This window comes from Oceaniradius stylonematis (assembly GCF_003149475.2).
GTDB lineage: Bacteria > Pseudomonadota > Alphaproteobacteria > Rhizobiales > Rhizobiaceae > Roseitalea > Roseitalea stylonematis.
Window position 1 is genome coordinate 344,474 of record NZ_QFWV02000007.1, and the last position, 21,864, is coordinate 366,337.

Annotated in this window: 21 protein-coding genes and 1 tRNA gene; 18 read left to right on the top strand and 4 right to left on the bottom strand. The window is 64.7% G+C overall.

Annotated elements, in window-relative coordinates; genetic code table 11:
• The first annotated feature begins 9 nt into the window (after window positions 1–9).
• Window positions 10–354 carry a hypothetical protein gene (locus tag DEM25_RS12710; protein ID WP_245412900.1) on the top strand — a complete coding sequence of 115 codons (345 nt, stop codon included), beginning with the start codon at window positions 10–12 and terminating at the stop codon, window positions 352–354.
• Window positions 355–481: 127 nt separating this feature from the next.
• Here DEM25_RS12710 and DEM25_RS12715 read toward each other — a convergent pair whose 3' ends face one another.
• Genes DEM25_RS12715 through DEM25_RS12725 form a run of 3 tightly spaced genes read right to left on the bottom strand, consistent with a single transcriptional unit; the run spans window position 482 to window position 3,580 of the window.
• Entirely contained in the window at window positions 482–1,522 is a 1,041-nt protein-coding gene (locus DEM25_RS12715; protein ID WP_109766099.1) for a phosphotransferase family protein, read from the bottom strand.
• Entirely contained in the window at window positions 1,519–2,742 is a 1,224-nt protein-coding gene (locus DEM25_RS12720; RefSeq protein ID WP_109766100.1) for an acyl-CoA dehydrogenase family protein, read from the bottom strand. Before DEM25_RS12720 ends, DEM25_RS12715 begins: the two co-directional genes overlap by 4 nt.
• A 16-nt stretch (window positions 2,743–2,758) precedes the next feature.
• Window positions 2,759–3,580: an SDR family oxidoreductase gene (locus DEM25_RS12725; protein WP_109766101.1), complete on the bottom strand. Its 822-nt coding sequence runs from the start codon at window positions 3,578–3,580 to the stop codon at window positions 2,759–2,761.
• Window positions 3,581–3,710: 130 nt separating this feature from the next.
• On the opposite strand from DEM25_RS12725, the gene DEM25_RS12730 reads away from it, so the two are divergent.
• Both DEM25_RS12730 and DEM25_RS12735 read left to right on the top strand, forming a co-directional pair.
• The gene (locus DEM25_RS12730) at window positions 3,711–5,348 is read left to right on the top strand and encodes a long-chain-fatty-acid--CoA ligase (protein WP_109766102.1); all 1,638 of its coding nucleotides are present in this window, start codon (window positions 3,711–3,713) and stop codon (window positions 5,346–5,348) included.
• 10 nt (window positions 5,349–5,358) lie between these two features.
• The gene (locus DEM25_RS12735) at window positions 5,359–6,018 is read left to right on the top strand and encodes a TetR/AcrR family transcriptional regulator (RefSeq protein ID WP_109766103.1); all 660 of its coding nucleotides are present in this window, start codon (window positions 5,359–5,361) and stop codon (window positions 6,016–6,018) included.
• A 33-nt stretch (window positions 6,019–6,051) separates the two neighbouring features.
• On the opposite strand, the gene DEM25_RS12740 is transcribed toward DEM25_RS12735, so the two are convergent.
• The gene (locus tag DEM25_RS12740; protein WP_109766104.1) at window positions 6,052–6,822 is read right to left on the bottom strand and encodes an IclR family transcriptional regulator; all 771 of its coding nucleotides are present in this window, start codon (window positions 6,820–6,822) and stop codon (window positions 6,052–6,054) included.
• 220 nt (window positions 6,823–7,042) lie between these two features.
• Between DEM25_RS12740 and DEM25_RS12745 the strand changes: the two genes are divergently transcribed.
• From DEM25_RS12745 to DEM25_RS12815, 15 genes are all read left to right on the top strand, one after another.
• A complete protein-coding gene (locus DEM25_RS12745) occupies window positions 7,043–7,960 on the top strand; it encodes an MBL fold metallo-hydrolase (RefSeq protein ID WP_109766105.1) in 918 nt (305 codons plus the stop codon).
• Window positions 7,957–9,564, top strand: coding sequence for an FAD-binding oxidoreductase (locus DEM25_RS12750; RefSeq protein ID WP_109766106.1), 1,608 nt, complete (start codon window positions 7,957–7,959; stop codon window positions 9,562–9,564). The genes DEM25_RS12745 and DEM25_RS12750 overlap by 4 nt, the downstream gene beginning before the upstream one ends.
• Window positions 9,565–9,597: 33 nt before the next feature.
• Window positions 9,598–10,848, top strand: a complete 1,251-nt coding sequence (locus DEM25_RS12755) for a 3-isopropylmalate dehydratase large subunit (protein ID WP_196780368.1) — start codon at window positions 9,598–9,600, stop codon at window positions 10,846–10,848.
• 7 nt (window positions 10,849–10,855) lie between these two features.
• A complete protein-coding gene (locus tag DEM25_RS12760) occupies window positions 10,856–11,374 on the top strand; it encodes a LeuD/DmdB family oxidoreductase small subunit (RefSeq protein ID WP_109766108.1) in 519 nt (172 codons plus the stop codon).
• The gene (locus DEM25_RS12765) at window positions 11,371–12,258 is read left to right on the top strand and encodes an isocitrate lyase/PEP mutase family protein (RefSeq protein WP_109766109.1); all 888 of its coding nucleotides are present in this window, start codon (window positions 11,371–11,373) and stop codon (window positions 12,256–12,258) included. Before DEM25_RS12760 ends, DEM25_RS12765 begins: the two co-directional genes overlap by 4 nt.
• A 27-nt stretch (window positions 12,259–12,285) precedes the next feature.
• Window positions 12,286–13,410, top strand: coding sequence for an ABC transporter substrate-binding protein (locus DEM25_RS12770; protein ID WP_109766110.1), 1,125 nt, complete (start codon window positions 12,286–12,288; stop codon window positions 13,408–13,410).
• Between the two features lie 93 nt (window positions 13,411–13,503).
• Entirely contained in the window at window positions 13,504–14,385 is an 882-nt protein-coding gene (locus tag DEM25_RS12775; protein ID WP_196780370.1) for a branched-chain amino acid ABC transporter permease, read from the top strand.
• Between the two features lie 5 nt (window positions 14,386–14,390).
• A complete protein-coding gene (locus DEM25_RS12780; protein ID WP_158585261.1) occupies window positions 14,391–15,359 on the top strand; it encodes a branched-chain amino acid ABC transporter permease in 969 nt (322 codons plus the stop codon).
• Window positions 15,356–16,126, top strand: coding sequence for an ABC transporter ATP-binding protein (locus DEM25_RS12785; protein WP_109766112.1), 771 nt, complete (start codon window positions 15,356–15,358; stop codon window positions 16,124–16,126). Before DEM25_RS12780 ends, DEM25_RS12785 begins: the two co-directional genes overlap by 4 nt.
• Window positions 16,119–16,826 carry an ABC transporter ATP-binding protein gene (locus DEM25_RS12790; RefSeq protein ID WP_109766113.1) on the top strand — a complete coding sequence of 236 codons (708 nt, stop codon included), beginning with the start codon at window positions 16,119–16,121 and terminating at the stop codon, window positions 16,824–16,826. The genes DEM25_RS12785 and DEM25_RS12790 overlap by 8 nt, the downstream gene beginning before the upstream one ends.
• The gene (locus DEM25_RS12795) at window positions 16,816–18,438 is read left to right on the top strand and encodes an alpha/beta hydrolase (protein WP_109766114.1); all 1,623 of its coding nucleotides are present in this window, start codon (window positions 16,816–16,818) and stop codon (window positions 18,436–18,438) included. Before DEM25_RS12790 ends, DEM25_RS12795 begins: the two co-directional genes overlap by 11 nt.
• 92 nt (window positions 18,439–18,530) lie before the next feature.
• Window positions 18,531–18,604, top strand: a tRNA-Cys gene (locus DEM25_RS12800).
• A gap of 93 nt (window positions 18,605–18,697) precedes the next feature.
• Window positions 18,698–19,369: a protein-L-isoaspartate O-methyltransferase family protein gene (locus DEM25_RS12805; RefSeq protein WP_109766115.1), complete on the top strand. Its 672-nt coding sequence runs from the start codon at window positions 18,698–18,700 to the stop codon at window positions 19,367–19,369.
• A 166-nt stretch (window positions 19,370–19,535) separates the two neighbouring features.
• The gene (locus tag DEM25_RS12810; RefSeq protein ID WP_109766116.1) at window positions 19,536–20,903 is read left to right on the top strand and encodes a TolC family outer membrane protein; all 1,368 of its coding nucleotides are present in this window, start codon (window positions 19,536–19,538) and stop codon (window positions 20,901–20,903) included.
• Window positions 20,904–21,024: 121 nt separating this feature from the next.
• Window positions 21,025–21,783: a PopZ family protein gene (locus DEM25_RS12815; protein WP_210210106.1), complete on the top strand. Its 759-nt coding sequence runs from the start codon at window positions 21,025–21,027 to the stop codon at window positions 21,781–21,783.
• The last annotated feature ends 81 nt before the right edge of the window (window positions 21,784–21,864 follow it).

Consider the following 21,864-nt stretch of genomic DNA (forward strand, 5'->3'; position numbering starts at 1 on the left):
GACCCTCCGATGGACGAACGCAACCGGTTGGCGTTGATGCACGAAACCGACACGGGCGGCAACGGTGAGGACGACGGGCTGAACCATCCGGGCGGCAGGAACGGTCGGGACGAGCGCCCGGTCTACCGTCTGTTCGGGCGCGAGTTTCCCAAACCCGGCTCGCGCGGCGCCCGTCTGACGCTCGGCACCGCGCTGAGCGTTCTGGGCGTGTTCGGCTTTCTGCCGATCCTCGGCTTCTGGATGATCCCGCTCGGCCTGTTCATCCTGTCGCACGAACTGCACCCGTTGCGACGCATCCGGCGGCGGTTTGCCGTGCGGCAGGGGCGCAAGCGTTCGGGCACGCCGCGCAACTGAAAGCGGACATGCGCGGCGCAAGGGTCCATGGCGCGGGCTGCGCTGGTCGAACGGAAGTGCGCGCCGCCCGGTGTCCTGGCCGCAGCAGTGGCAAATCGGCTGCCCGGTTTGACCGCGCCAGGCGGCCTCAATCGGCTTGTCTTGTATCGGTCTGGCTGCGCGCGGCGCGAAGACCAAGCGCGATCAGGTCGGGAATTGCATTGACGAGGCGCCGGCCGCGCTCCGGATCGCTCGCATTGCCTGCCCGGATGCGGGCCGCGACGCCTTCAAGGATGGTTGCCAGACGGAAGGCCGACAGGCTCACCCAGAAATCCAGGGCGTCGATCGACGCGACGCCAAGACGATTGCAGTAATGCTCGATGATCTCGGCTTCGTGCGGCAGGCCGAGCGCGTCCCGGTCATGTCCGGCAAGACCCTTGAACACGCTGTCGCGCGGCAGCTTGTGGTGCAGGAGCACATAGGCGATGTCGGCGAACGGATGGCCGATTGTCGACAATTCCCAGTCGAGAACGGCGCGGACATTGGCCGAACCGGGCGCATAGATCAGATTGTCGATGCGGTAGTCGCCATGAACGATCGAGGCGCGTCCGTCCTCTGCCGGCTGGTTCTCGTGCAGCCAGCCGATCAGTTCTTCCATGTGCGGATCAGTTTTTTCCGCGCTGGCCTGGTACTGCTTCGTCCATCGCGCGATCTGCCGGCCGGCGTAACCGGCGGGCCTTCCATAATCGGCCAGGCCGACCGCCGCCGGGTCGAGACTGTGCAGCCGCGCCAGCGTCTCGATCATGGCCAGGGTCGCCGGGCGGCGCAGGCCCGGTTCGAGATCGGGCAGGGCGGGATCCCAGTGCACGACGCCATCGACGAACCCCATCACATAGAACGCCGAGCCGATCACGGCGTCGTCCTCGCAAAGGTGCAGCGCCGGTGCCACCGGCACATCGGTTTCCGCAAGCGCCGCAATGACCCTGTACTCGCGATCCACCGCGTGCGCCGACGGCAGGATCTTGCCCGGCGGTTTGCGGCGCAGGACATAACGCCCCGAATCGGCTTCGATCAGAAATGTCGGATTGGATTGCCCGCCGGAGAATTTGGTGGCCTTTCGCAACCCGGACAGACCGACGATGCGCGGCGACAAATAGGCTTCGAGCGCTTCCAGATCGAGCGTGTTCATCGGTGGCGGTACGGCTTGAGTTCCGTCCGGGCGATCTGCCGCCTGTGAACCGCGTCCGGTCCGTCGGCGAACCGCAGCGTCCTGGCGGTGATCCACATCGAGGCCAGCGGAGTGTCCTGGCTGATGCCCATTCCGCCATGCATCTGCATGGCTTCGTCGAGCACCGCCGTCGCGACGCGTGGCGCGATCACCTTGATCTGGCTGACCCAGGGTGCGGCATCCTTCGCCGAGGCATTGTCCATCATCCACGCCGCTTTCAGGCACAAAAGACGGGCCTGCTCGATCTGCATCCGGCATTCGGCGATGATGTCGCCATTGGCGCCCAGTTCGGACAATGGCCTGCCGAAGGCCGTGCGGGACAGTGCCCTGCGGCACATCATCTCCAAGGCCCGCTCGGCCTGGCCTATGGCACGCATGCAATGATGGATCCGGCCCGGCCCCAGTCGGCCCTGGGCAATGCGGAAGCCGTCACCTTCCGCCTGCAGGAGGTTTTCTGCCGGCACGCGGACATCGGTGAAGCGCAGATGCATGTGGCCGTGCGGCGCGTCGTCGTGACCGAAGACGTTCATCGGACGCAAAATCTCGACGCCGGGCGTATCGGCCGGCACGAGAATCTGGCTGTGCCTCCTGTGCCGCTCGCCATCGGGATCGGTCAGAACCATCACGATATAGATGGCGCATCGGGGGTCGCCGGCGCCCGAGGCCCACCATTTTTCGCCGTTCAGCACATAGGCGTCACCGTCGCGCACGCACGACATCGAAATGTTGGTCGCATCGGACGACGCCACGTCCGGTTCGGTCATCAGATAGGCGGAGCGGATCGTCCCTGCCATGAGCGGGTCGAGCCAACGGGCCTTCTGCGATTCGCTGCCGAACCGGTGCAGCACATCCATGTTTCCGGTATCCGGGGCCGAGCAGTTGAAGATTTCCGGCGCCAGTCGCGACCAGCCCATCTCCTCGGCCATATAGGCATATTCGACGGTCGTCAGGCCGTGCCCGCCCAGTGCCTTGGAGCGCCACAGGTTCCAAAGGCCCGCATCGCGCGCCTTGTCCTTCAGGCTCTCCCGAATGCTCGCCTGCCGCTCGGTGAAGCTGAAACGGTCGCCATCGCGCCCCACTTCCTGCTCGAACTCGTCGTCAAGCGGCATGATGTCTTTGCGCACCATGGCGCGCACCCGGTCGCGGACGGTTTCCGCCTCTGGCGATAAGCCCAGATCCATTGTCTTTTCTCCCTGCTCAGCGTCCGGCCGCAAACAGATCATCGGCCGATTCCACGCCGATCCCGCCATCGAGCGGCAGGATCGCGCCGGTTACATAGGCGCCGCCGCGTCCGGCCAGGAATAGAACGGCGCCGGCCAGGTCGCCGGGCTGTCCGAGCCGGCCGGCCGGCACGCCCGCCGCAACCGCCTGGCGTGTTTTGGCGTCGCCGGTTACGAATGCCGTCATCCGGCTTTCGAAGGGTCCCGGCGCCAGCGCATTGACCGTGATGTGGCGCGCCGCCAGTTCCTTGGCGAGGATGCGGGTCAGATGGTGAACGGCGGCTTTGGATGCGGCATAGGAATAGGCATGGCCGCCGATCGTGGCCGCGCCCATCACCGATCCCAGATTGATGACCCGCGCCGGGCTGTCGGCGCTGGCGGCACGCTCCAGCAATGGCGTGAGGTCACGGGTGAGGCTGAACAGCCCGGCCACATTCAGGCTCATCACCTTGTCCCAGGCCATGAAGGGGAACGCCTCGTAGCTTTCGCCCCAGCTTCGGCCGGCATTGTTGACGAGTATGTCGAGCCGGTCGGTTCGGTCGGCGACGCGGGCAGCCAGCGCCGTGACGCCGCTTTCGGTCGAGGCGTCGCCTGCGAAACCCTCGGCTTCACCGGGGCCGCCCTCGGCGTTGATCGCCGCGGCCGCTTCGACGCAGGCCTCTCCGTTGCGCGAGGCGATCATCACGCGCGCGCCGGAGCCCACGAAGGCCGAAGCGATCATCCGGCCGATGCCGCTGGAGCCGCCGGTGACCAGAACGGTCTTGCCATGTGCGCCGAAGAGATCCTCCAGCAAGGTCATCGCAACTGCCTCCCTGCCGCCCGGGGCATTGAAAAATGATGCCTTTACCAACAACATACCGAGCAGTATCTTGTCAATCGCGATTTTTCGGTCATGTTTGCGACAATCGCAAAGCCGGGGAGGAGACCAGATGCTTGAAGGCATGATGATGCAACGGGACCTGTCGATCCGGCAGGTGCTCGACTATGCGGCCGACGTTTACCCTGAAACGGGTGTTATATCGTCGACCGTGGAAGGAGACCGCCACCGGCAGACCTACGGCCAGACCCGAAAACGCGTGGCGCGTTTGGCCAAAGCTCTGCTGGAGATGGAGGTCGGCAGGGGCGACCGCGTCGCCACGCTTGCCTGGAACGGCTACCGGCACTTCGAGCTCTATTACGCGATAGCCGGCATCGGCTCTGTGTGCCACACGATCAATCCGCGTCTTTCGGCCGAACAGATCGCCTGGATCGTCAATCACGCCGACGACAAGGTCCTGTTCTTCGACCTGACCTTCGCGCCGCTGGTCGAAAGTCTCAGGCCAAAGCTGCCGCCGTCCATCAAACTGGTGCTGATGACGGACGAGGCGCACGTTCCGGACAACTCGCCCGAAGGCGCGCTGTGCTACGAGACGCTGCTGGAGGGGAAACCGGACCTGTTCGACTGGCCCGATCTGCCCGAAACCACGGCGTCGGGCTTGTGCTACACGTCGGGCACCACCGGCGATCCGAAGGGCGCGCTTTATTCCCACCGGTCGACGCTTCTGCACAGTTTCTCGGTGGTGCTCGGCGCACTGCAGTGTTTCGGCCGCGGGCACCGCGTTCTGCCGGTCGTCCCGCTGTTTCACGTCAATGCCTGGGGGTTGCCGTTCTCGGCGCCGTTGACCGGAACCGACCTGGTCATGCCGGGGCCGCATCTCGACGGCGCCTCGATCTTCGATCTGATGCAAAGCGAGGGCGTGACCTCGGCGTGGGGCGTGCCGACCGTCTGGAACGGATTGATCGCGGAGATGCGCAAGCGCGGCAGCAAGCCGGATGCGCTGTCCACCCTTTTGATCGGCGGCTCCGCCGTCAGCGAAGCGATGATCCGCGCGGCCGAAGAGGAGTTCGGTATCGAAGTGCTTCATGGCTGGGGCATGACCGAGATGAGCCCGGTCGGGACCGTGACCCGTCCCGAGCCCGGCCTGACCGCGGATGAGAACGTGGCCTTGAAGCTGCCGCAGGGCCGTCGCCTGTTCGGCGTGGACATGAAGATCGTCGACGAGGCCGGAGAACCGTTGCCCCACGATGGCGAGCGGTCGGGAGAGCTGTTCGTGCGCGGGCCGACGGTCATTTCCGGCTATTTCAATGCGCCCGAGGCCAGCCAGGCGGTCTTCGATGCCGATGGCTGGTTCAGCACCGGCGACATGGCCAGGATCGGCCCCAACACCGATCTGCTGATCGTCGACCGCACCAAGGACCTGATCAAGTCCGGCGGCGAGTGGATCTCGTCGATCGACCTCGAGAACACCGCTTGCGGATGCGCGGGCGTGGCCCAGGCGGCCGCTGTTGCGATCCCGCATCCCAAATGGGATGAGCGGCCGCTGCTGGTGGTCGTGGCCGAGCAGGGAGCGGATGTCCGCAAGCAGGATGTTCTGGCCCACATTGGCCGACGCATGGCGAAATGGCAGGTGCCGGACGATGTGGTGTTCATGGACGCGCTTCCGATGACGGCCACCGGCAAGATTTCCAAGCTTGAGTTGCGGGCCATCTTGGCTGACTACCGTTTCCCCGACGAGCCGGAGACCTGAGGGCATAAGAATGAACCATCAGTCAGCCGATGCGGAGGTGGCAAGGCCACGGCGCCGTGTGTCGAACGTTGACGAAAGTCGGGCCGTCATCATTTCGGCTGCGGCGGAATGCTTCATGCGCAAGGGGCTCGACAAGGCGACGATCGACGACATCGCCGACGAGGTCGGCTCGACCAAGGGCCGCGTCTACCATCATTTCAGATCCAAGAACGCAATCTTCTTTGCCGTCTACCGGCGCGCGATGGAGCTTTGCTTCGAGGCGGTGGAACCTGTGTTCGCCAGCGATTCGCCCGCCGCTCAGAGGCTTGAGGGGATGGCTCATGCCCACGCCATGGTGATGATGGAGCATTTGCCGTTCCAGCGCGGCATTCGTTCCGGTGTGGAAATGTATCTGCACGGCTCGACCACCGCGGCCGAGCGCGAGACGCTGACCGAACTCATCGGCATAAGGGATGAGTATGAGCGTCTTTTCCGACGGGTGCTTGAAGACGGTGTTGCCGATGCGACGCTTGAGGTCGACGACGTTCCGATCGTCGGGCGGGCGATATTGGGCGCACTGAACGGGCTGACGGACTGGTACCGTCCGAGGACCGGTGAATCCGGTGCCGAGCGTGAGGCGATCGCCCGCAGCCTGACGCGAACAGTCCTCAACGGCGTCGTCCGCCGGTAAGGGTGGCAGCGGGGCCGCCCGTTCCGGCGAGCGTTACTCGCTGGCCGGCCGCTCGCGAACGCCGAGCGCCGCACGCACGCGTTTTGCGGCATCGAGCATCATGTCGAGGTGAGCCGGCCGGTCTCCGATGACCATCTGCGGTGTCAGTCCGGCCATCGACAGGGCACAGATGATCGAACCGTCCTCGGCAAGCACCGGCACGGCCAGTGCCGCAAGACCTTCGGCCACGTCATCGACAGCGAACTCCCACCCGCGCTTTCGGATCTCGGCGAGCCGGGCCCGGAAACCGGCCTTCTCGACGATCACGCTGTCATTGACCGGCGGCAGCGGCTGTTCGGCGAGTATGGCGTCGATGGTCTCCGGCGTCTGATAGGCCAGCAACAGCTTCGGCGCGCCGCCGCTGTTGAAGGGCAGGGTTCCGCCGACGGCCCACCAGCGCACTTCCATCCCCGTCATGTCATGGATTCGGTCCAGACACAGCGCCGAGCGGTCATGAAAAACCGACAGGAACATCGTCATGTGCAGTTCGTGCGCCAGCTCGGTCAGGACAGGCACGGCAACCGACCGCAGGTCGAAATGGTCGACGACGTTCGATGCCAGAACGCGAATGACCCTTCCGAGCCCGTAACGCTGGGTCACGGGGTCCTGAACCACGAACCCGCACCCGATCAGCGTAACCAGGATGCGTCGTGTGGTGCCTTTGTCCAGCCCCGTTGCCGCGGCGATCTCCGCCAGCGATTGCAAAGGCTTGTCCGTGAACGACTGCAAAATGCTGGCTGCACGGACAACGGCCCGTACGTTCATGGCCGAGGGATCGGCCGCTTTTATTTGTGTCACCCTTCAACCCCATTCCTATTCTTGCGCGTTACGGCGCCTCTGTTGACCGGAGACCTTACGGCAAGGTCGCTGTCATCGTCATCCTCGCATAGCGTTTCACAGAATGAAATAGATTTTGGCTGTTGACACGATTTGATGAAGCTGTTTTGCTCAGGCCTGTCGTGACAACCGCCTTGGGAGGGGATTTGTGGCTGGCTGGAGCATCGCAGACGTGACGGTTGAGCGGATCGAGGAGTTTTCCTCGCCCGGCTTCCCGCCGCAGATGCAGTTTCCCGACTACACCCCGGCGATCTTCGACCGTCACCCCGAATTGCGGCAGATCGACCGGATCGACCCCGAGACCGGCAACACGTTCGCGTCCATCCATGCCTGGCTGGTTCGGGCGCACGGCGAGATCATTCTGGTCGACACGGCCAGCGGCAACGCCAAGAGCCGCACCGATCCGAAGTTTGCCCGTTTTCATATGCTCGACACCGATTTCATCGGCCGGCTTGCCGATGCCGGCGTGAAGCCCGAGGACGTCACCTGCGTGATCAACACGCACATGCATGTCGATCACTCGGGCTGGAACACCCGGCTCGAAGACGGGCGCTGGGTTCCGACGTTTCCCAACGCAACCTACGTTTTCGGAGCCGCCGAATACCGCAATTGGCAGCCGGGCGGCGTCACCGCGACCGCTCAGCCCGAGGGCGCTCCCGTCATCGAGGACAGCATCGAGCCGGTCGTCGACGCCGGCCTTGTCCGCTGGGTCGGCGATGGCGACGAACTGCTGCCCGGATTCACGTTTCACGCCGCTCCCGGCCATACCAGCGGCCAGCTTGTCCTGCGGGTGCATTCCGGCGGCCAATCCGGCTGGTTCACAGGCGACGTCATGCATCGCGCCATGCAGGTGTTCGAGCCGGATCTGAACTGTTTTCTGTGCGAGGACAACGATCAGGCGCCGCTCACGCGTGCCCGCCTCCTCGAGGTTCTGGCGTCCGAAGACGCTCTGATCTTTCCCGCTCATTTCGACCGGCCGCATGCCGGCCGCATCGCCCATCGAGGCGATGGCGGCTTCCGTTTCGAGCCGGTTTCGCCGTCCGACAAGAAGGGCCCAATCCAATGAACGAACATGTCGATATCGCCGGCGGGCGCCATCCGGGCGTCGCGGCGCTGCAGGACGCTCTGGGCGGCAAGGTCAGGGCCGATGACCAGACGAGGGACTTCTATGCCAATGACGTCTTCTGGCAGCCCGGCATTCGGCCGCTGGCCATCGTGTTTCCGTCATCGGCCGGCGATGCAGCGACCGCTGTCCGCATCGCGGCCGACAATGGCATCGCCGTCGTGCCCCGCGGTGGCGGCATGTCCTACACCAAGGGTTACCTGCCTGCCGTCGAAGACGCCATCGTCATCGATGCCTGCGATCTCGACAGCGTCATTGAGGTCAACACCGATGACCTCTACGTCACGGTGGAGGCCGGATGCACCTGGGCCGGCCTCGACAAGGCCTTGGAGGGAACCGGTCTGCGTACCGGCTATTGGGGACCGTTGTCCGGCATCAACGCGACGGTCGGCGGCGCCCTGTCACAGAACAGCGCCTTTTTCGGCTCCACGCTCAACGCCACCGTCGCCGAATCGGTGATCGGCCTGTCGGTCGTCTTGCCCGACGGCACGTTGGTGACCACCGGCTCGGGCGGCCGCCGGGACACCAAGCCGTTCACCCGTGAGGGCGGCCCGGACCTGACCGGCCTTTTCCTGGGCGATACCGGCGCGCTGGGTTTCAAGACCGCGGCGACCCTGCGTCTTTGGCCGAAGCCGCTGGCGGTCGGTTTTCTGTCGTTCGGCTTCCGGTCGATGGCGGACATGGCCGGCGCACAAGTGGCCATGGCCCGCGAGCGGCTGGTTTCGGAGGGGTTTGGCATCGACAGGACCAAGGCGTCCCATTCGGCCAGCGTCAACCGCATCTCGGACGGCTTGAAGGTGCTCGGCAACGTCGCCAAGACCGGCAAGACGCTGATGGGCGGCATCAAGGATGCCGCGGCGGTGGCCGCCGGAGGCACGTCGTTTCTCAAGAAGCATGAATTCACGCTGCATCTGGTGCTCGAGGCACGCAACGACGACGAACTCGCAGTCTCCATGGCGCGCGCGCGCGAAATATGCGCCGACGCCGGCACCGAGCTCGACCCGTCCGTGCCGCGCGTCATGCGGTCCAAGCCGTTCGGTCCGGTGCGCGGCATGCTCGGCTTGAACGGCGAGCGCTGGGTGCCGATCCACGCGGTCTTCCCGATGGGTGACTGGCGGAAAGTCGTTGAGGCCAACGACGCCTTCTTCGCCGAAAGGAAGCCGTTCATGGACGAGCACGGCATCGTCTATTCGGTGATGAGCCTGACCGTGGGCAACGAGTTTTTCATCGAGCCTGCCTTCTACTGGCATGACGAGATCACCCCGTTGCACGTCCAGAGCGTCGGCGAGGACATCACCAGGCCCTGGCTGGATCGTCCGGCAAATCCGGCCGCGCGCCAGGCCGTTGCCGAACTGCGGGACGCCACCCAGCAGCTCTACATCAGCCTGGGCGGTGTGAACTGGCAGGTCGCCCGCGATTATCCGTTCCGCTCGGTGCTGAACCCGCCGACATGGGATTTGCTGTCGGCGATCAAGCGGTCGGTCGACCCGAACGGCATCATGAACCCGGGCTCGCTGGGCCTGGCCGATCCGTCGCAATCAAACTGAACAACCGGCTGCGTTGGGAGAGCGGAAGTGGGCTTGACGATCACTGAAAAGATACTGGCACGCGCCGCGGGTCTGGAGAGCGTGCGCGCGGGCGACGAGATCATGGCCAAGCCCGACTTCGTGCTGGCCTATGACTTCCCCGGCTACACCGACGTCTATTTCCAGCAGATGAAGGAAGAGTTCGGCATCGACAAGGTCGCCGAGCCGGAGCGCTACGGGATCTTCATCGACCACATGGTCCCGGTCGCGACGCCCAAGGAAGAAGAACTGCACAAGGGCACGCGCCAATGGTGCGCCGACAATGGCGTCGCGCTCTATGAACGAAAGGGTATCGGCCACCAGGTCGCCGCCGAGGTCGGCTATGCGACCCCCGGCGCCTTCGTCGTCCATTTTGACGGCCATATCAGCCAGCTCGGAACGTTCGGCACGCTGGCGATCGGCATGCGGCGCAATGTCCTTGAGGCATTCGTGCGTGAAAAGGTGTCGATCAAGGTTCCCGAGACGGTGCGCGTCAACCTGCATGGCACGCTGAGGCCCGGCGTCATGGCGCGCGATGTGTTCCACCACATCGTGCGCGTCCTGGGACCCTCCTCATGCCGGTTTCAGGTGCTCGAACTCGGCGGCGACGGGCTCGACGGGCTGACAACCGAAGGCATTCAGTCGATCACCTGTCTGGCCATGTTCACCGGCGCGCTGACCGCGATCGTCAACCCCGAGGGCGAGCGGCTCGACTACGCGCTGGAACGGGCCAAGAAGCAGCTCGAACCCGTTCGCAGCGATCCCGATGCGAACTACTCCGCTGTCCACGAGATCGAACTCGGTGATCTGGAGCCGATCATCGTTGTGCCGCCGACGCCGGCCAACACGCGCAACCTGTCGGAATTTGTCGGGCTGGACGTCCAGTCCGGCTATCTGGGCTCGTGTGCATCCGGTCGCCTCGAAGACATCGAGGTCGCGGCGAAGATCCTCAAGGGCCGTCAGGTTCGCCAGGGGTTCATGCTGCACGTCATTCCCACCAGCCACGAGATCATGGCCGAAGCCGGACGCCGCGGTTACATCTCGACGCTCGCCGAAGCCGGCGCCTACGTCTCAACGTCAAGCTGCGACTTCTGCTACGGCAGGATCGCCACCATGACCGAAGGGCAGCGCGCCGTCTCGACGGGGACGCTGAACGTCAAGGGCCGCATGGGCAGCCCCGATTCCGAAATCTATCTGTGCAACGCCGCCACCGTCGCCGCCTCGGCGATCGAGGGGCGCATTGCCGACCCGCGCAAGTACATGTGAGGCGACCATGGCGTTGAGGAACCTGCATGGCCGCGTTGCCTTCGTCTTCGACGAGGACGATTTCGATGTCGATCAGATCGTCGGCGTCAAGAACATCAAGATCCAGGATCTGGACGAACTCGCCGCGCTCGCCATGACGTCCTACGACCCGGACTTCGCCGCCCGGGTCCGGCCAGGCGATCTGATCGTCGGCGGTCACAATTTCGGTTACGGCCATCCGCACTATCCGCCGATGAAGGCGCTGCGGCATCTGGGGATCGCCGGCGTGATCGCGGAATCGTTTTCGCCCGGCTACTGGCGTGGCGAGATATCGATGGGATTTCCCCAGGTCGGTTGCCCCGGCATCCGCTCATTCGTCGACCGCTGGGACGAGATTGAAGTCGACTGGCGCGCCGTGCGCATTCGCAACATCACCCAGGGCACCGAAACCGGGTTCGAGCCGCTTGCGCACGCCGACGTCGCCATGCTCGAGGCCGGCGGACTGCTTGGATACCTCAAGCGAGAGGCGGAGGAAAACGCGTCATGAACGTCATCAATACGCCAGGCGCGGCACCAACGGATTGGGCCGACCGGGTCAGATCGCAAAAGACGGTTTGGGCGGCCGGCGCATACGACGCCATGTCAGCGCGCCTCATCGAGGAAGCCGGCTTCGATGCCGTGATGACATCGGGCTTCGGTGTTTCGGCGTCTTTCCTTGGCGAACCGGATGCCGAACTCTACACGATGACGGAAAACCTGACCGTCGTGCGCAATGTCGCCGGCGCGATCAATGTGCCGCTTGTTGCCGATATCGACACCGGCTACGGCAACGCCATCAACGTCATGCGCACCGTTCGCGAGTTTGAGGCCGCCGGCGCAAGCGCGGTCATTCTGGAGGATCAGCTCGCGCCCAAGCGCTGTCCGATCTGCGTGGGCGGTGTCGAGGTGATTTCCAGCGAGGAGGCCGAGGCCAAGATCGCCGCCGCCGCAGCCGCGCGGCGCAACCCCGATACGCTGATCGTCGCGCGTACCGACGTCGTCGACCCGGCCGAGGCGATCGCCCGCGGCAAGGCCTATGTGGCCGCCGGCGCCGACATCATTCAGCCTATCTCCAAGTGCTTCAGCTCGATCGACGGCCTGCGGGCCATGCGGGAAGGCTGCGGCGTACCCTTGTCGTTGCAGCTTCTGGGCTGGCTGGAAAAGGACCTGTCGCCAGACGAGGTCGCCGAGGTCGCGGGACTTGCCACATTTCCGCTTGTGCCGCTGATGACCGCCGCCAAGGCGTTGCGCGAGAACCTCGAAGTGCTTGCCCGTGACCGAAGCGCCGCCGCGCTGCCCCGCCCGGTCGTTGCGCACAATGATTTCATCGATTTCATCGGCTTTCCGCAGATCGAGGAACTGCAGATGAAGTATCTCAAAGACAGACCATAACCACTTGATTTACAAGGGAGGAAACCCATGAGACTCCAATCGATCCTTGCCGCCACGACGGCCGCATTCATCGCCGCCGGAACGATGGCCGTTCAGGCCCAGGAGGAGCCCGTCCGCATTGCCGCAATCGCGCCGTTGTCGGGGCCGGGCGCGTTCGACGGCCAACTCGCCGTCGAGGGCATGGAAGCCATGGTCGCCATCGTCAACGAAAATGGCGGTGTGCTGGATGGACGGATGCTCGAACTTGTCACCTATGATGACAAGGGAAGCCCCGAAGAAGGCGTCAGCGCGGCCAAGCGCGCCATCGAACAGGACGATGTCGATGTCATCGTCGGGGGATGGTTCTCGTCGGTGGCCCTGACGATGAAGGAGGTCACGCGGGATCGTATTCTGACCATCATGACCACATCCCAGCATCCCGACACGACGCGCGAAGGTCATGACTGGCTGTTTCGTCTCAATGCAACATCGACCATGATGTCCGGCGCCTATTCGCAATTCATCTGCGACCGGATGGACCTGGAGAGCATCGCCTTCATCACCATCAATGACGACTATGGCCGTCTTGAAGTCGAGAACTATGAAAAGCTGCTCAGCGAATGCGGCATCGAGGTGCTCGGCAATGAGTACTACAACAAGGACGACGCCGATTTCACCACCGCGCTGACCAAGTTGCGTGCCGCCAATCCCGATGCGATCTACGTATCGGCGATCAATACGGCGCAGGGCGCGACCATCTACCGGCAGATCCGCCAGGTCGGCTATCGCGGCACGACCATTGCGTCCGCCGGCAACATGAACCCCAAGCTGGTCGAGCTTTCGGGCCCGGCACTGGAGGGCGTGTACTCGGTTTCGCTGTTTGCCCCCGACAGCCAGGACCCCGAGCTTCTCGCATGGGTCGCCAAATATGAAGAGATGTTCGACAACGAACCCTCCTTCATCGGCTCGATCGGCGCGCAATCCATCGAAGTCCTCGCCGAAGCGATCGATGCGGCCGGGACGGTCCGCGACTATGGCGAACTGGCCGAGACGATCCGCGGCAACGAATGGGACACGCTTTTGGGCAACGTGACATTCGATGATATCGGCCAGGCAGAGCAGAACATCTACCTGATCCAGATTCAGGACGGCAAGATCGCCTCGGTGAACTGACGTTCCTCCCGGCGGGTCCGCGGCATCGCCGCGGGCCCGCATCCATCCATTTGCCGCAGACGGCCATAACCAACAGGAAGATCGGTAACGCCCATGGAGATGGAGCTTGTCCTTCTCACGCAGCAGATCATGAACGGGCTGGTCAACGGGATGACATATGTCCTCATCGCGACCGGCCTGACCCTGGTCTTCGGCGTTTTGCACATCATCAATTTCGCGCATGGCGAGTTCTACATGCTCGGCGCCTTCTTCACCTTCTTTGCCGCAAAGCTTTTGGGTCTCGACTACATATCGGCCGGCATCGTCGCCACGCTGGGTGTGGCGGTGCTCGGCATACTGGCGAACCGCTTCTTCTTCTGGCCGTTGCGCAAGGAGCATGAATTCACTGTCCTGCTCTCGAGCCTTGGCCTTGCGCTTCTGCTGACCAATGGCGGTGAACTGATCTTCGGCGCCGATCCGAAATATGTCGCAAGCCCGTTCGCGGACGGCATCGTTCCCCTGGGGCCGGTGATTGTCACCCAGCAACGCATGCTCATCTTCGCCGTCGGCGCGCTCGTTCTGGTGCTGCTCTACCTGTTCATCCAGAAAACCCGCATGGGCAAGATGATGCGCGCCACGGCGCAAAATCCGGAAGGCGCGGCGCTGACCGGCGTCGACATCCGGCGTGTCTACACCGTCACCTTCATGGTCGCCTGCGGACTGGCCGCCCTTGCCGGAGCACTCGTTGGACCCACGGCGATGATCTTTCCCACGGTTGGCACTTGGGCCGTTCTCAAAGGGTTCATCGTCGTCGTCCTGGGCGGTCTTGGCAGCATACCAGGCGCCCTGATCGGCGGGCTGATCCTCGGCGTCGTCGAGGCGCTGGCCGGCGGTTACATCTCGATGGGCTTCGCGCAGGCGATCGGCTTTTCCATCATCATCGTTGTGCTGCTCTGGCGGCCCAACGGCCTGTTCGGCGCCGCGCGGAGGGCCTGACCATGATGGCGCGTTTTCTTCCCATCCTCGCCGTGGCGGCGGCGCTCGTTCTGCCGCTGGCCACGTCCAACACCTATTTCCACCATCTGCTGGTTCTGTGGATGCTGTATTCGCTGCTGGCGCTCAGCCTCAACATCATCGTCGGCTATATCGGCGAACTGAGCTTCGGCCATGCCGCCTTCTTCGGAATCGGCGCCTATACGGCCGCCATTCTGGGGATGAACTTCGGTTTCCCCGGCTTTCCGGGCCTGCTGATGGCCGGCATCGTCGCCGGCGCGTTCGGCTTCGTCATCGGCTATGTCGCGTTGCGCATCGAGGGCCCGCAATTCGTCATTCTCACGCTCGGGTTCGGCTCGATCATCTTCACGACGACCAACTACTGGGTCGATCTGACGCGCGGCCCGATGGGGATCTCCAACATCGCGCCGCTGGGCGTCGGCGCGGGTTTCGAGCTGTCCTCGGCGCTCGACTATTACTATCTTTCGCTGCTGCTCGTGGTGGCCTTTGCCTACGCATGCCATGCGCTCATGCTGAGCCGCACAGGCAGGGCCTTCATCGCCGTACGCGAGAATGCCCAGCTTGCCGCTTCGCTGGGCGTCGATGTCTTCCGCACCAAGCTGCTGGCATTTGTCGTCGCCACCGCCGTTGCCGGCGTTGCCGGCGCGATCTTCGCCCACTACCTGACGGTCATCACGCCGGAAGTGATGAGCCTGAACTACATGGTCGCGATCCTGATCATGGTGATCGTTGGCGGGCGCGGCACCATCGCCGGGCCCATCCTCGGCGCACTCATCTATGTGGGGCTGCTGGAACTCCTGCGCGCGACGGGTGCATTGCGGATGGTCATTTTCGCAGCGCTGCTGACGGTTTCGGTGATCTTCCTTCCCGGCGGGCTTGTCAGTCTGTGGCGCCGCTTTGCGGACAGGTCCACCGTGCGGACAGCACGCCAGGCACAGGTGGAGGCGGGCGAATGACGATCCTTTCTGTCAACACGCTGACCAAGAAGTTCGGTGGCCTGACCGCCGTTTCCGATGTCGATTTCGAGGTCCAGCCGGGCGAAATCCTGGGCATAATCGGCCCTAATGGGGCCGGCAAGACGACCCTGTTCAACATGCTGGCCGGCTCGATGCAGCCCACATCCGGAACCGTCCACCTCAAGGGGCAGAACATCACCGGAATGCGCGCCGACCGGATTGCCAGGCTGGGCGTCGCACGAACGTTCCAGATCACCAGCCTTTTTCCGGCGCTGTCGGCCCATGACAATGTCCGGGCCGCGACCTATCGCACCAAGAAGACCGGCTGGATGGCGTCGATCTTCAGGACCGCCACCTATCGCGCCGAGGAAGCCGATGTCGACCGGGACGCGATGGCGGCGTTGCACTTCTGCGATCTGGCCGGCCACGCGGACGACAACGCCGAATCGCTGTCCTATGGCGATCAACGCCGGCTGGAAATCGCCATCGCCCTGGCCGCCAAACCGGCCCTTCTTCTGCTGGACGAGCCGGCCGCCGGCATGAACCCCGAGGAGGGACAGCGGCTGGTGAACATGATCCGCAAGATCCGCGACAATGGAACGTCTGTCCTGCTCGTTGAGCATCACATGCGCGTCGTCATGGGCGTCTGCGACCGTGTGGTCGTGCTCGATCATGGTGAGAAGATTGCCGAAGGCACGCCCGCCGCGGTGGTCGACAATCCGGACGTGATCCGCGTCTATCTGGGACGGGAGGCGGTCAGTGCTTGAACTGCGCGACATCAATGTGAGCTATGGCCGCAGGGCGGTCATCCACGATCTCTCCATTACGGTTCCCGATGGCAAAGTGGTCACGCTGGTTGGCTCGAACGGTGCCGGCAAGACGACCGTCCTGAAAACCATATCCGGGCTGGTCCGGCCGACGTCGGGCACGATCATGTTCGATGGCAAGCCCATCGAACGCATGGAGCCGCACGACATCATCTCGACAGGTGTTGTTCAGATTCCCGAAGGGCGACTGCTGTTCAAGGACATGAGCGTGGCCGAGCATATCGAGCTGGGCGGCATCCGTGCCCACAGCGGCGGCCGCACCGAGGCCGAGCGTCTTGCCTGGGTCTACGAGCTTTTTCCGATCCTTCGGGAACGCCGCGAGCAGAAGGCGGGTACGCTGTCGGGCGGCCAGCAGCAGATGCTTGCGATCGCGCGCGGCATCATGGCCAATCCGCGCTGCCTGATGCTCGACGAGCCCTCGCTCGGTCTCGCGCCGATCATGGTCGATCAATTGGCCGATGCGATCCGGGCACTCAACGAGAACGGCATCACCATTTTGTTGGTCGAACAGCGCGTGGACCTGGCGCTCCGCCTTGCCGACCGCGGATATGTTCTCGAAACCGGCCGGATCGTGATCGAGGACGCGGCGGACAGCCTGCTCGAGAACCCGCGCGTCAAGGAGGCCTACCTTGGCGCGTGAGCCCGGTCTCCGGCCGCATTACGTGACGACATCGCGCGGCCAGATAAGGCTTTGGCTCAACGGCGAGGGGCCCAATCTTGTCGTATTGCCCGGCCTGGTCCGGTCGGCGCAATCGGTCGCCAAAACCCTTGCCGACAGCGTTCCGGGCTGGCGGGTGATTGCCGTCGAGATGCCCGGCACCGGCTATTCGTCCGGCGTTGCGCCGCGCACCGTCGAGGACATGGCCGAAAGCGTGGCGGAGGCGTTGGCCTGGCTCGGCGACGAACCCTGCGTTATCGCCGGCCATGATCTTGCCGCACCGGTCTGTGCCCGGCTGCTGAGCCTGGGACAGTTCGATGCGCGCGCCGGCTTCGCCATCGACCGTTCGTCGGCCGATGGCTGGAAGCGCTCGGCACTGATTCCGCCGGATCTTTCACTGCGCGGTGACGGCACGCATCTGATCGCGCTTTGGTCCTTCATCCGGGACCGGCATTTGCTCGTGCCGGACAATCCGTCATTGCCTGCCGCCGACGGCGGACCGGTTCCCGCCGTCGAGGAACTGTCCGACGCGTTCATCGGCGCAGCCCAGCACCCGGAAGGTTATGCGGCGGCGTGGGCCATGTGTGCCGATGCGGTCGAGGAGGCGGACAACCTTGCCGATGTTCGCGACGCGGCCGGCCTTGCCGGAGCGTTGCAAGCACTGCAACTGCCAGACGGCGTGGCGCTCCCGCCGCCGGCCGAGGCGTTGCCGGCACCGTCCATCTGGTATGACTATGTCGAGACGGCGCGCGGCCGCATTCACCTGCGCCGGGCCGGAGCTGAAGGCGACCCGCTCCTGGTCATCCCCACCGGAGGCGGTTCATCGGCGCAGTTCGCACCGGTCATCACCGGGCTTGCGCAAGGCCGGCGGGTTTTTGCCGTCGACTATCCCGGCAACGGGCTTTCAGCCCCGCCCGCCGGCGAGGTGAGCACGGCCACGCTGGCACAAGACATGCTGGCCCTTCTCGATGCGATGGGGATCGACCAGGCGGACGTCTGGGGCTCGCATACCGGATCGCTGGTGGCACTCGAAATGGCGGTGATCGCGCCCGAAAGGGTCGGGCGCATCGTGATGGAAGGGCCGGTCTTCATCGCGCCCGATTTCCAGACCGACCTGTTGACGAACTATTTTCTCGATTTCACGCCGGACAGATGGGGGCAGCACCTGCTGGCCATCTGGAACTGGCGCCGCGACATGTTCATGTTTTGGCCCTGGTACAATGTCGAGCGTTCCGCGGCCAGGAAGCTTGGTGTTCCGGCCTCCGGCGACTTGCATCTTTACGCGCTCGGCATTGTCGAAAGCGGTCCGACTTACGACCGGGCGTACCGGACTGCGTTCAGTTACGATACCCGTGCCAGACTGCCCGAACTCTCCCGCCCGGCTCTTGTCTGCGCCGGGCCGAACGACCAGCTCAAGAATGGATTGACCGAAGCGCGGCCGGTCGCGCCGGTTGGTCTGGTGAGCTACGCCGAGACGCCGACGACGGTCTGGTGGCCCGATCCGGATCCAGACGAGGCGCGACAGACGCTCGCCGTCTACGATCGGTTCCTTCGGGAAGGAGCAGCCGATGACATGGGGCCCGGCGCTTCCTGACCGCGCGTTGAGGGACAGGCAGACTGTTCTGAATGCCGGTTGACCCGCGCACCGAAAACCCATATCGCAGCAACGCGATAGGCGCGTTGGCCGGCCTCGTGGCGGAGTGGTTACGCAGAGGACTGCAAATCCTTGTACCCCGGTTCGATTCCGGGCGAGGCCTCCATCCCTTCCGTGCGCGGCGAACCGTGCCCCTGGGCCGGTGATCCGGCAGGCGGTTGGCGTTCACGCGCGCAATGCCTGAAACGGGACGATTGAGATGGGCCAGGATTTCACCGAACTGCGGCGCGCGATGGTCGACAGCCAGGTCCGGCCGAGCGATGTGACCGACATTGCGATCATCGAGGCGATGCTGACCGTGCCGCGCGAGGCCTTCGTGCCGGCCCGTCAGCGCCCGTTCGCCTATATCGACGACGATATCGAGCTCAATGAGGGCGCCGACGTGCCGCGCTACATGATGGACCCGGCGCCGTTCGCCCGGCTCGTCCAGCTTGCCGATCCGCGGCCGTCGGACCTGGTCCTCGATGTCGGCTGCGGCCTTGGCTATTCATCGGCGATCCTGTCGCGCCTCAGCGGCGCGGTGATTGCGCTTGAAAGCGACGAGGCACTCGCCGCCCGGGCCACCGAAACGCTCGGCGACAACGGTTTTGACAGCGTCGCCGTCGTACCCGGCCCGCTCAATGAAGGGCTTGTCGGCGAGGGACCCTACGATGTGATCTTCATGGCCGGCGCGGTCGATTTCGTTCCTTCCGCGCTGCTCGACCAGCTCAAGCCGGGCGGCCGTCTGGTGGTCGTCGAAGGCCATGGTCCGACCGGCTTCGCGGTGCTGCACATTCGCGACGATGAGGGCGTCCTGTCGCATCGACGGGCTTTCAATGTCTCGGCCAAGCCCTTGCCGGGCTTTGCCAAGGAGCCCGAATTCGCCTTCTGAGCGATTGGGTGACGCGGGCGTTGCCGATCAGCAACAGGGCCCCCAAAAGCCGGAACGTTATATTTTGTTAACTTGCCGGGTCCCGGCCGGCACTTCTAATTGGATGCCGAGTATTTATGTTCGCCAGAGCGGACGTGGGTGGGCCGAGCGCGAACAGGAGACGTTCATGCGTCGAGTTTGGATTACGGGTATGGTGGCGTTGTCCGTTTTGGCGGTGCCCGTGTCCGGTTGGGCGGCCGATACCATCCATGGCGCGCTCGCCAAGGCGTATGAGAACAATGCGCAGCTCAATTCGGCGCGTGCCGGCCTGAGGGCCACCGATGAGGGTGTTCCGCTGGCCAAGTCGGGCATGCGTCCCCGCGTCACGGGCACGTCCGGCATCGTCTATTCGTCGGATTCGCGCGGCGGACCGGCAACCGGTCGCGGCCAGTCGCAGGTCAGCTTCGGCATCGAGATCAATCAGGCGATCTTCGACGGCTTCCAGACCCGCAACAATGTCCAGGCGGCGGAAGCCGGCGTGCGCGCCGAGCGGCAGAACCTGCGCAACACAGAGCAGAACGTGCTGTTCGACACCGCCCAGGCCTATATGGATGTCGTCCAGAACCGCCAGATCGCGTCTCTCAGGGCCCGCAACCTGGAGTTCCTGCAGGAGCAGCTTCGCGCAGCCCGCGCGCGTTTCGAGGTTGGCGAGGGCACGCGCACCGATGTCGCCCAGGCCGAGGCGAGCCTTGCCGGCGCCCGCGCGCAATTGACCGCCGCGCGCGCAGCGGTCGGCTCCAGCGAAGCGGTCTATCGTCAGCTGACCGGGGTCAATCCCGGCGCGCTGTCGCCGGCCCAGCCGCTGTCGCGCCTGCTGCCGGGCTCGCTCGATGGCGCCTATTCGACCGCCTTTGCCCATCATCCGGCGATCAAGGTGCGCGATGCGCTGGTCGATTCCAGCCTCTTCAGCGTCAAGGCCGCCGAAGGCGCCTTCCTGCCGCAGATCGGTGTGAGCGCGTCTCTCTCGCAGGCCACGACTTCGACGAGCCGGGGCAGCACCTCCGGAACCGCCGCCTCGATCGGCGCGCAGCTCACCGTACCCATCTATCAGGGGGGGCAGGCGAGCGCGACCGTGCGTCAGCGCAAGGAACAGCTTGGACAGGCCCGGATCGACATCGACGTGGCGCGCGATCAGGTCCGCGCCGCGGTCGCCTCGGCCTGGACCCAGCTCGAGGCCTCGCGCGCCTCGCTCAGCGCCAACCAGGAATCGGTGCGCGCCTCGCAACTGGCGCTCAACGGCGTCATTGAAGAGCGCAATGTCGGCCAGCGCACGACGCTCGACGTGCTGAACGCCCAGGCGACCGTGCTCGACGCGCAGGTCGCGCAGATCCAGGCGCAGCGCAACCTCGTCGTGTCATCCTATGCGCTGGCGTCCGCCGTCGGCCGCCTGACCGCGTCCCGCCTCGGCCTGAACGTGCGCCAGCACGATCCCGAAGAGCATTACAACGCCGTCAAGGATCTCTGGTACGGCTTGCGCACCCCCGACGGCCGCTGATCGGCGGCTGCGCATTCCTGTGAATGCCGGCGCAATCGCGTGCCCCGGGATTCTCATTGCCGGGACGGTTGGCTAATGTCGGCCCAGTGATTCGCAAATGCGCAGCGGGACGATGAACGACATGGGCCAACCCAATCCCACCAACGACCAGCCTTCGATGGACGACATTCTCTCGTCGATCCGCCGGATCATCGAGCGCAGCGACACACAGGATGCCGCTCAACGGCCGGCACCGGACCCGGCGGCTTCGAAGGCAGCTGTGCCGGACGCCGCCGCCGAAGTGCCGGACGAGGAGACGGGTGCCGGACGGCCGCCGATGAGCCGCTCGGATCTGGATGATTTTGCCGAGGCGCTGGACGCCCGTGCGCCCGGAACGTTCGACGGCCGCGAGAGCGTCGTCGATACGGCAGCCGGCGACGTCAACGTTACCCCGGCCAGAGCCAACGGCAAATATGAGGCGCGCTTCTCAGAAGATGACAGCCGCGCCTTCGCCGAGGTGGCAAGCGTGCTGTCGGCCACAGCCGGTGAATTGCGCTCGGCCGGCCAGCCCGGGCCGGCGGCGGCTCCGGTCATGGTCGAGGTGCAACCGGACGAACCGCCGGCGGCGGGTGTCGTCGATGCGCGCACCGAAAGCGTGGCGGACGCAAGGGCGCTCGAACCGCTGATTTCCAGCGAGGTCAGCCGATCGGTGGAAACCTCTTTCAGCGCGCTGTCGGAGACGCTCAAGGCCCAGGCTGGCCGCGATCTCGAAGCGATGACCGAACAGATGCTGCGTCCGATGCTGGCCGAATGGCTGGACGACAATCTGCCCTCGATGGTCGAGCGGCTGGTGCGCGCCGAAATCGAACGCATCGCGCGTGGCGACCCGCGCCAGGGCTGAGCCAGCCTCCCGCCGAGCGCTTTGTTGACAGGGCCGGGCGCATCCGGTTTACAGCGGCGGGGTTTTCCCCGGCGCCAACGG

What these genes read in the sequence shown, in the direction of transcription:
- DEM25_RS12710 (WP_245412900.1), top strand. Translation starts at nt 10, where the DNA reads ATGGACGAACGCAACCGGTTGGCGTTGATGCACGAAACCGACACGGGC.
- DEM25_RS12715 (WP_109766099.1), bottom strand. Translation starts at nt 1,522, where the DNA reads ATGAACACGCTCGATCTGGAAGCGCTCGAAGCCTATTTGTCGCCGCGC.
- DEM25_RS12720 (WP_109766100.1), bottom strand. Translation starts at nt 2,742, where the DNA reads ATGGATCTGGGCTTATCGCCAGAGGCGGAAACCGTCCGCGACCGGGTG.
- DEM25_RS12725 (WP_109766101.1), bottom strand. Translation starts at nt 3,580, where the DNA reads ATGACCTTGCTGGAGGATCTCTTCGGCGCACATGGCAAGACCGTTCTG.
- DEM25_RS12730 (WP_109766102.1), top strand. Translation starts at nt 3,711, where the DNA reads ATGCTTGAAGGCATGATGATGCAACGGGACCTGTCGATCCGGCAGGTG.
- DEM25_RS12735 (WP_109766103.1), top strand. Translation starts at nt 5,359, where the DNA reads ATGAACCATCAGTCAGCCGATGCGGAGGTGGCAAGGCCACGGCGCCGT.
- DEM25_RS12740 (WP_109766104.1), bottom strand. Translation starts at nt 6,822, where the DNA reads ATGAACGTACGGGCCGTTGTCCGTGCAGCCAGCATTTTGCAGTCGTTC.
- DEM25_RS12750 (WP_109766106.1), top strand. Translation starts at nt 7,957, where the DNA reads ATGAACGAACATGTCGATATCGCCGGCGGGCGCCATCCGGGCGTCGCG.
- DEM25_RS12760 (WP_109766108.1), top strand. Translation starts at nt 10,856, where the DNA reads ATGGCGTTGAGGAACCTGCATGGCCGCGTTGCCTTCGTCTTCGACGAG.
- DEM25_RS12765 (WP_109766109.1), top strand. Translation starts at nt 11,371, where the DNA reads ATGAACGTCATCAATACGCCAGGCGCGGCACCAACGGATTGGGCCGAC.
- DEM25_RS12770 (WP_109766110.1), top strand. Translation starts at nt 12,286, where the DNA reads ATGAGACTCCAATCGATCCTTGCCGCCACGACGGCCGCATTCATCGCC.
- DEM25_RS12775 (WP_196780370.1), top strand. Translation starts at nt 13,504, where the DNA reads ATGGAGATGGAGCTTGTCCTTCTCACGCAGCAGATCATGAACGGGCTG.
- DEM25_RS12780 (WP_158585261.1), top strand. Translation starts at nt 14,391, where the DNA reads ATGGCGCGTTTTCTTCCCATCCTCGCCGTGGCGGCGGCGCTCGTTCTG.
- DEM25_RS12785 (WP_109766112.1), top strand. Translation starts at nt 15,356, where the DNA reads ATGACGATCCTTTCTGTCAACACGCTGACCAAGAAGTTCGGTGGCCTG.
- DEM25_RS12805 (WP_109766115.1), top strand. Translation starts at nt 18,698, where the DNA reads ATGGGCCAGGATTTCACCGAACTGCGGCGCGCGATGGTCGACAGCCAG.
- DEM25_RS12810 (WP_109766116.1), top strand. Translation starts at nt 19,536, where the DNA reads ATGCGTCGAGTTTGGATTACGGGTATGGTGGCGTTGTCCGTTTTGGCG.
- DEM25_RS12815 (WP_210210106.1), top strand. Translation starts at nt 21,025, where the DNA reads ATGGGCCAACCCAATCCCACCAACGACCAGCCTTCGATGGACGACATT.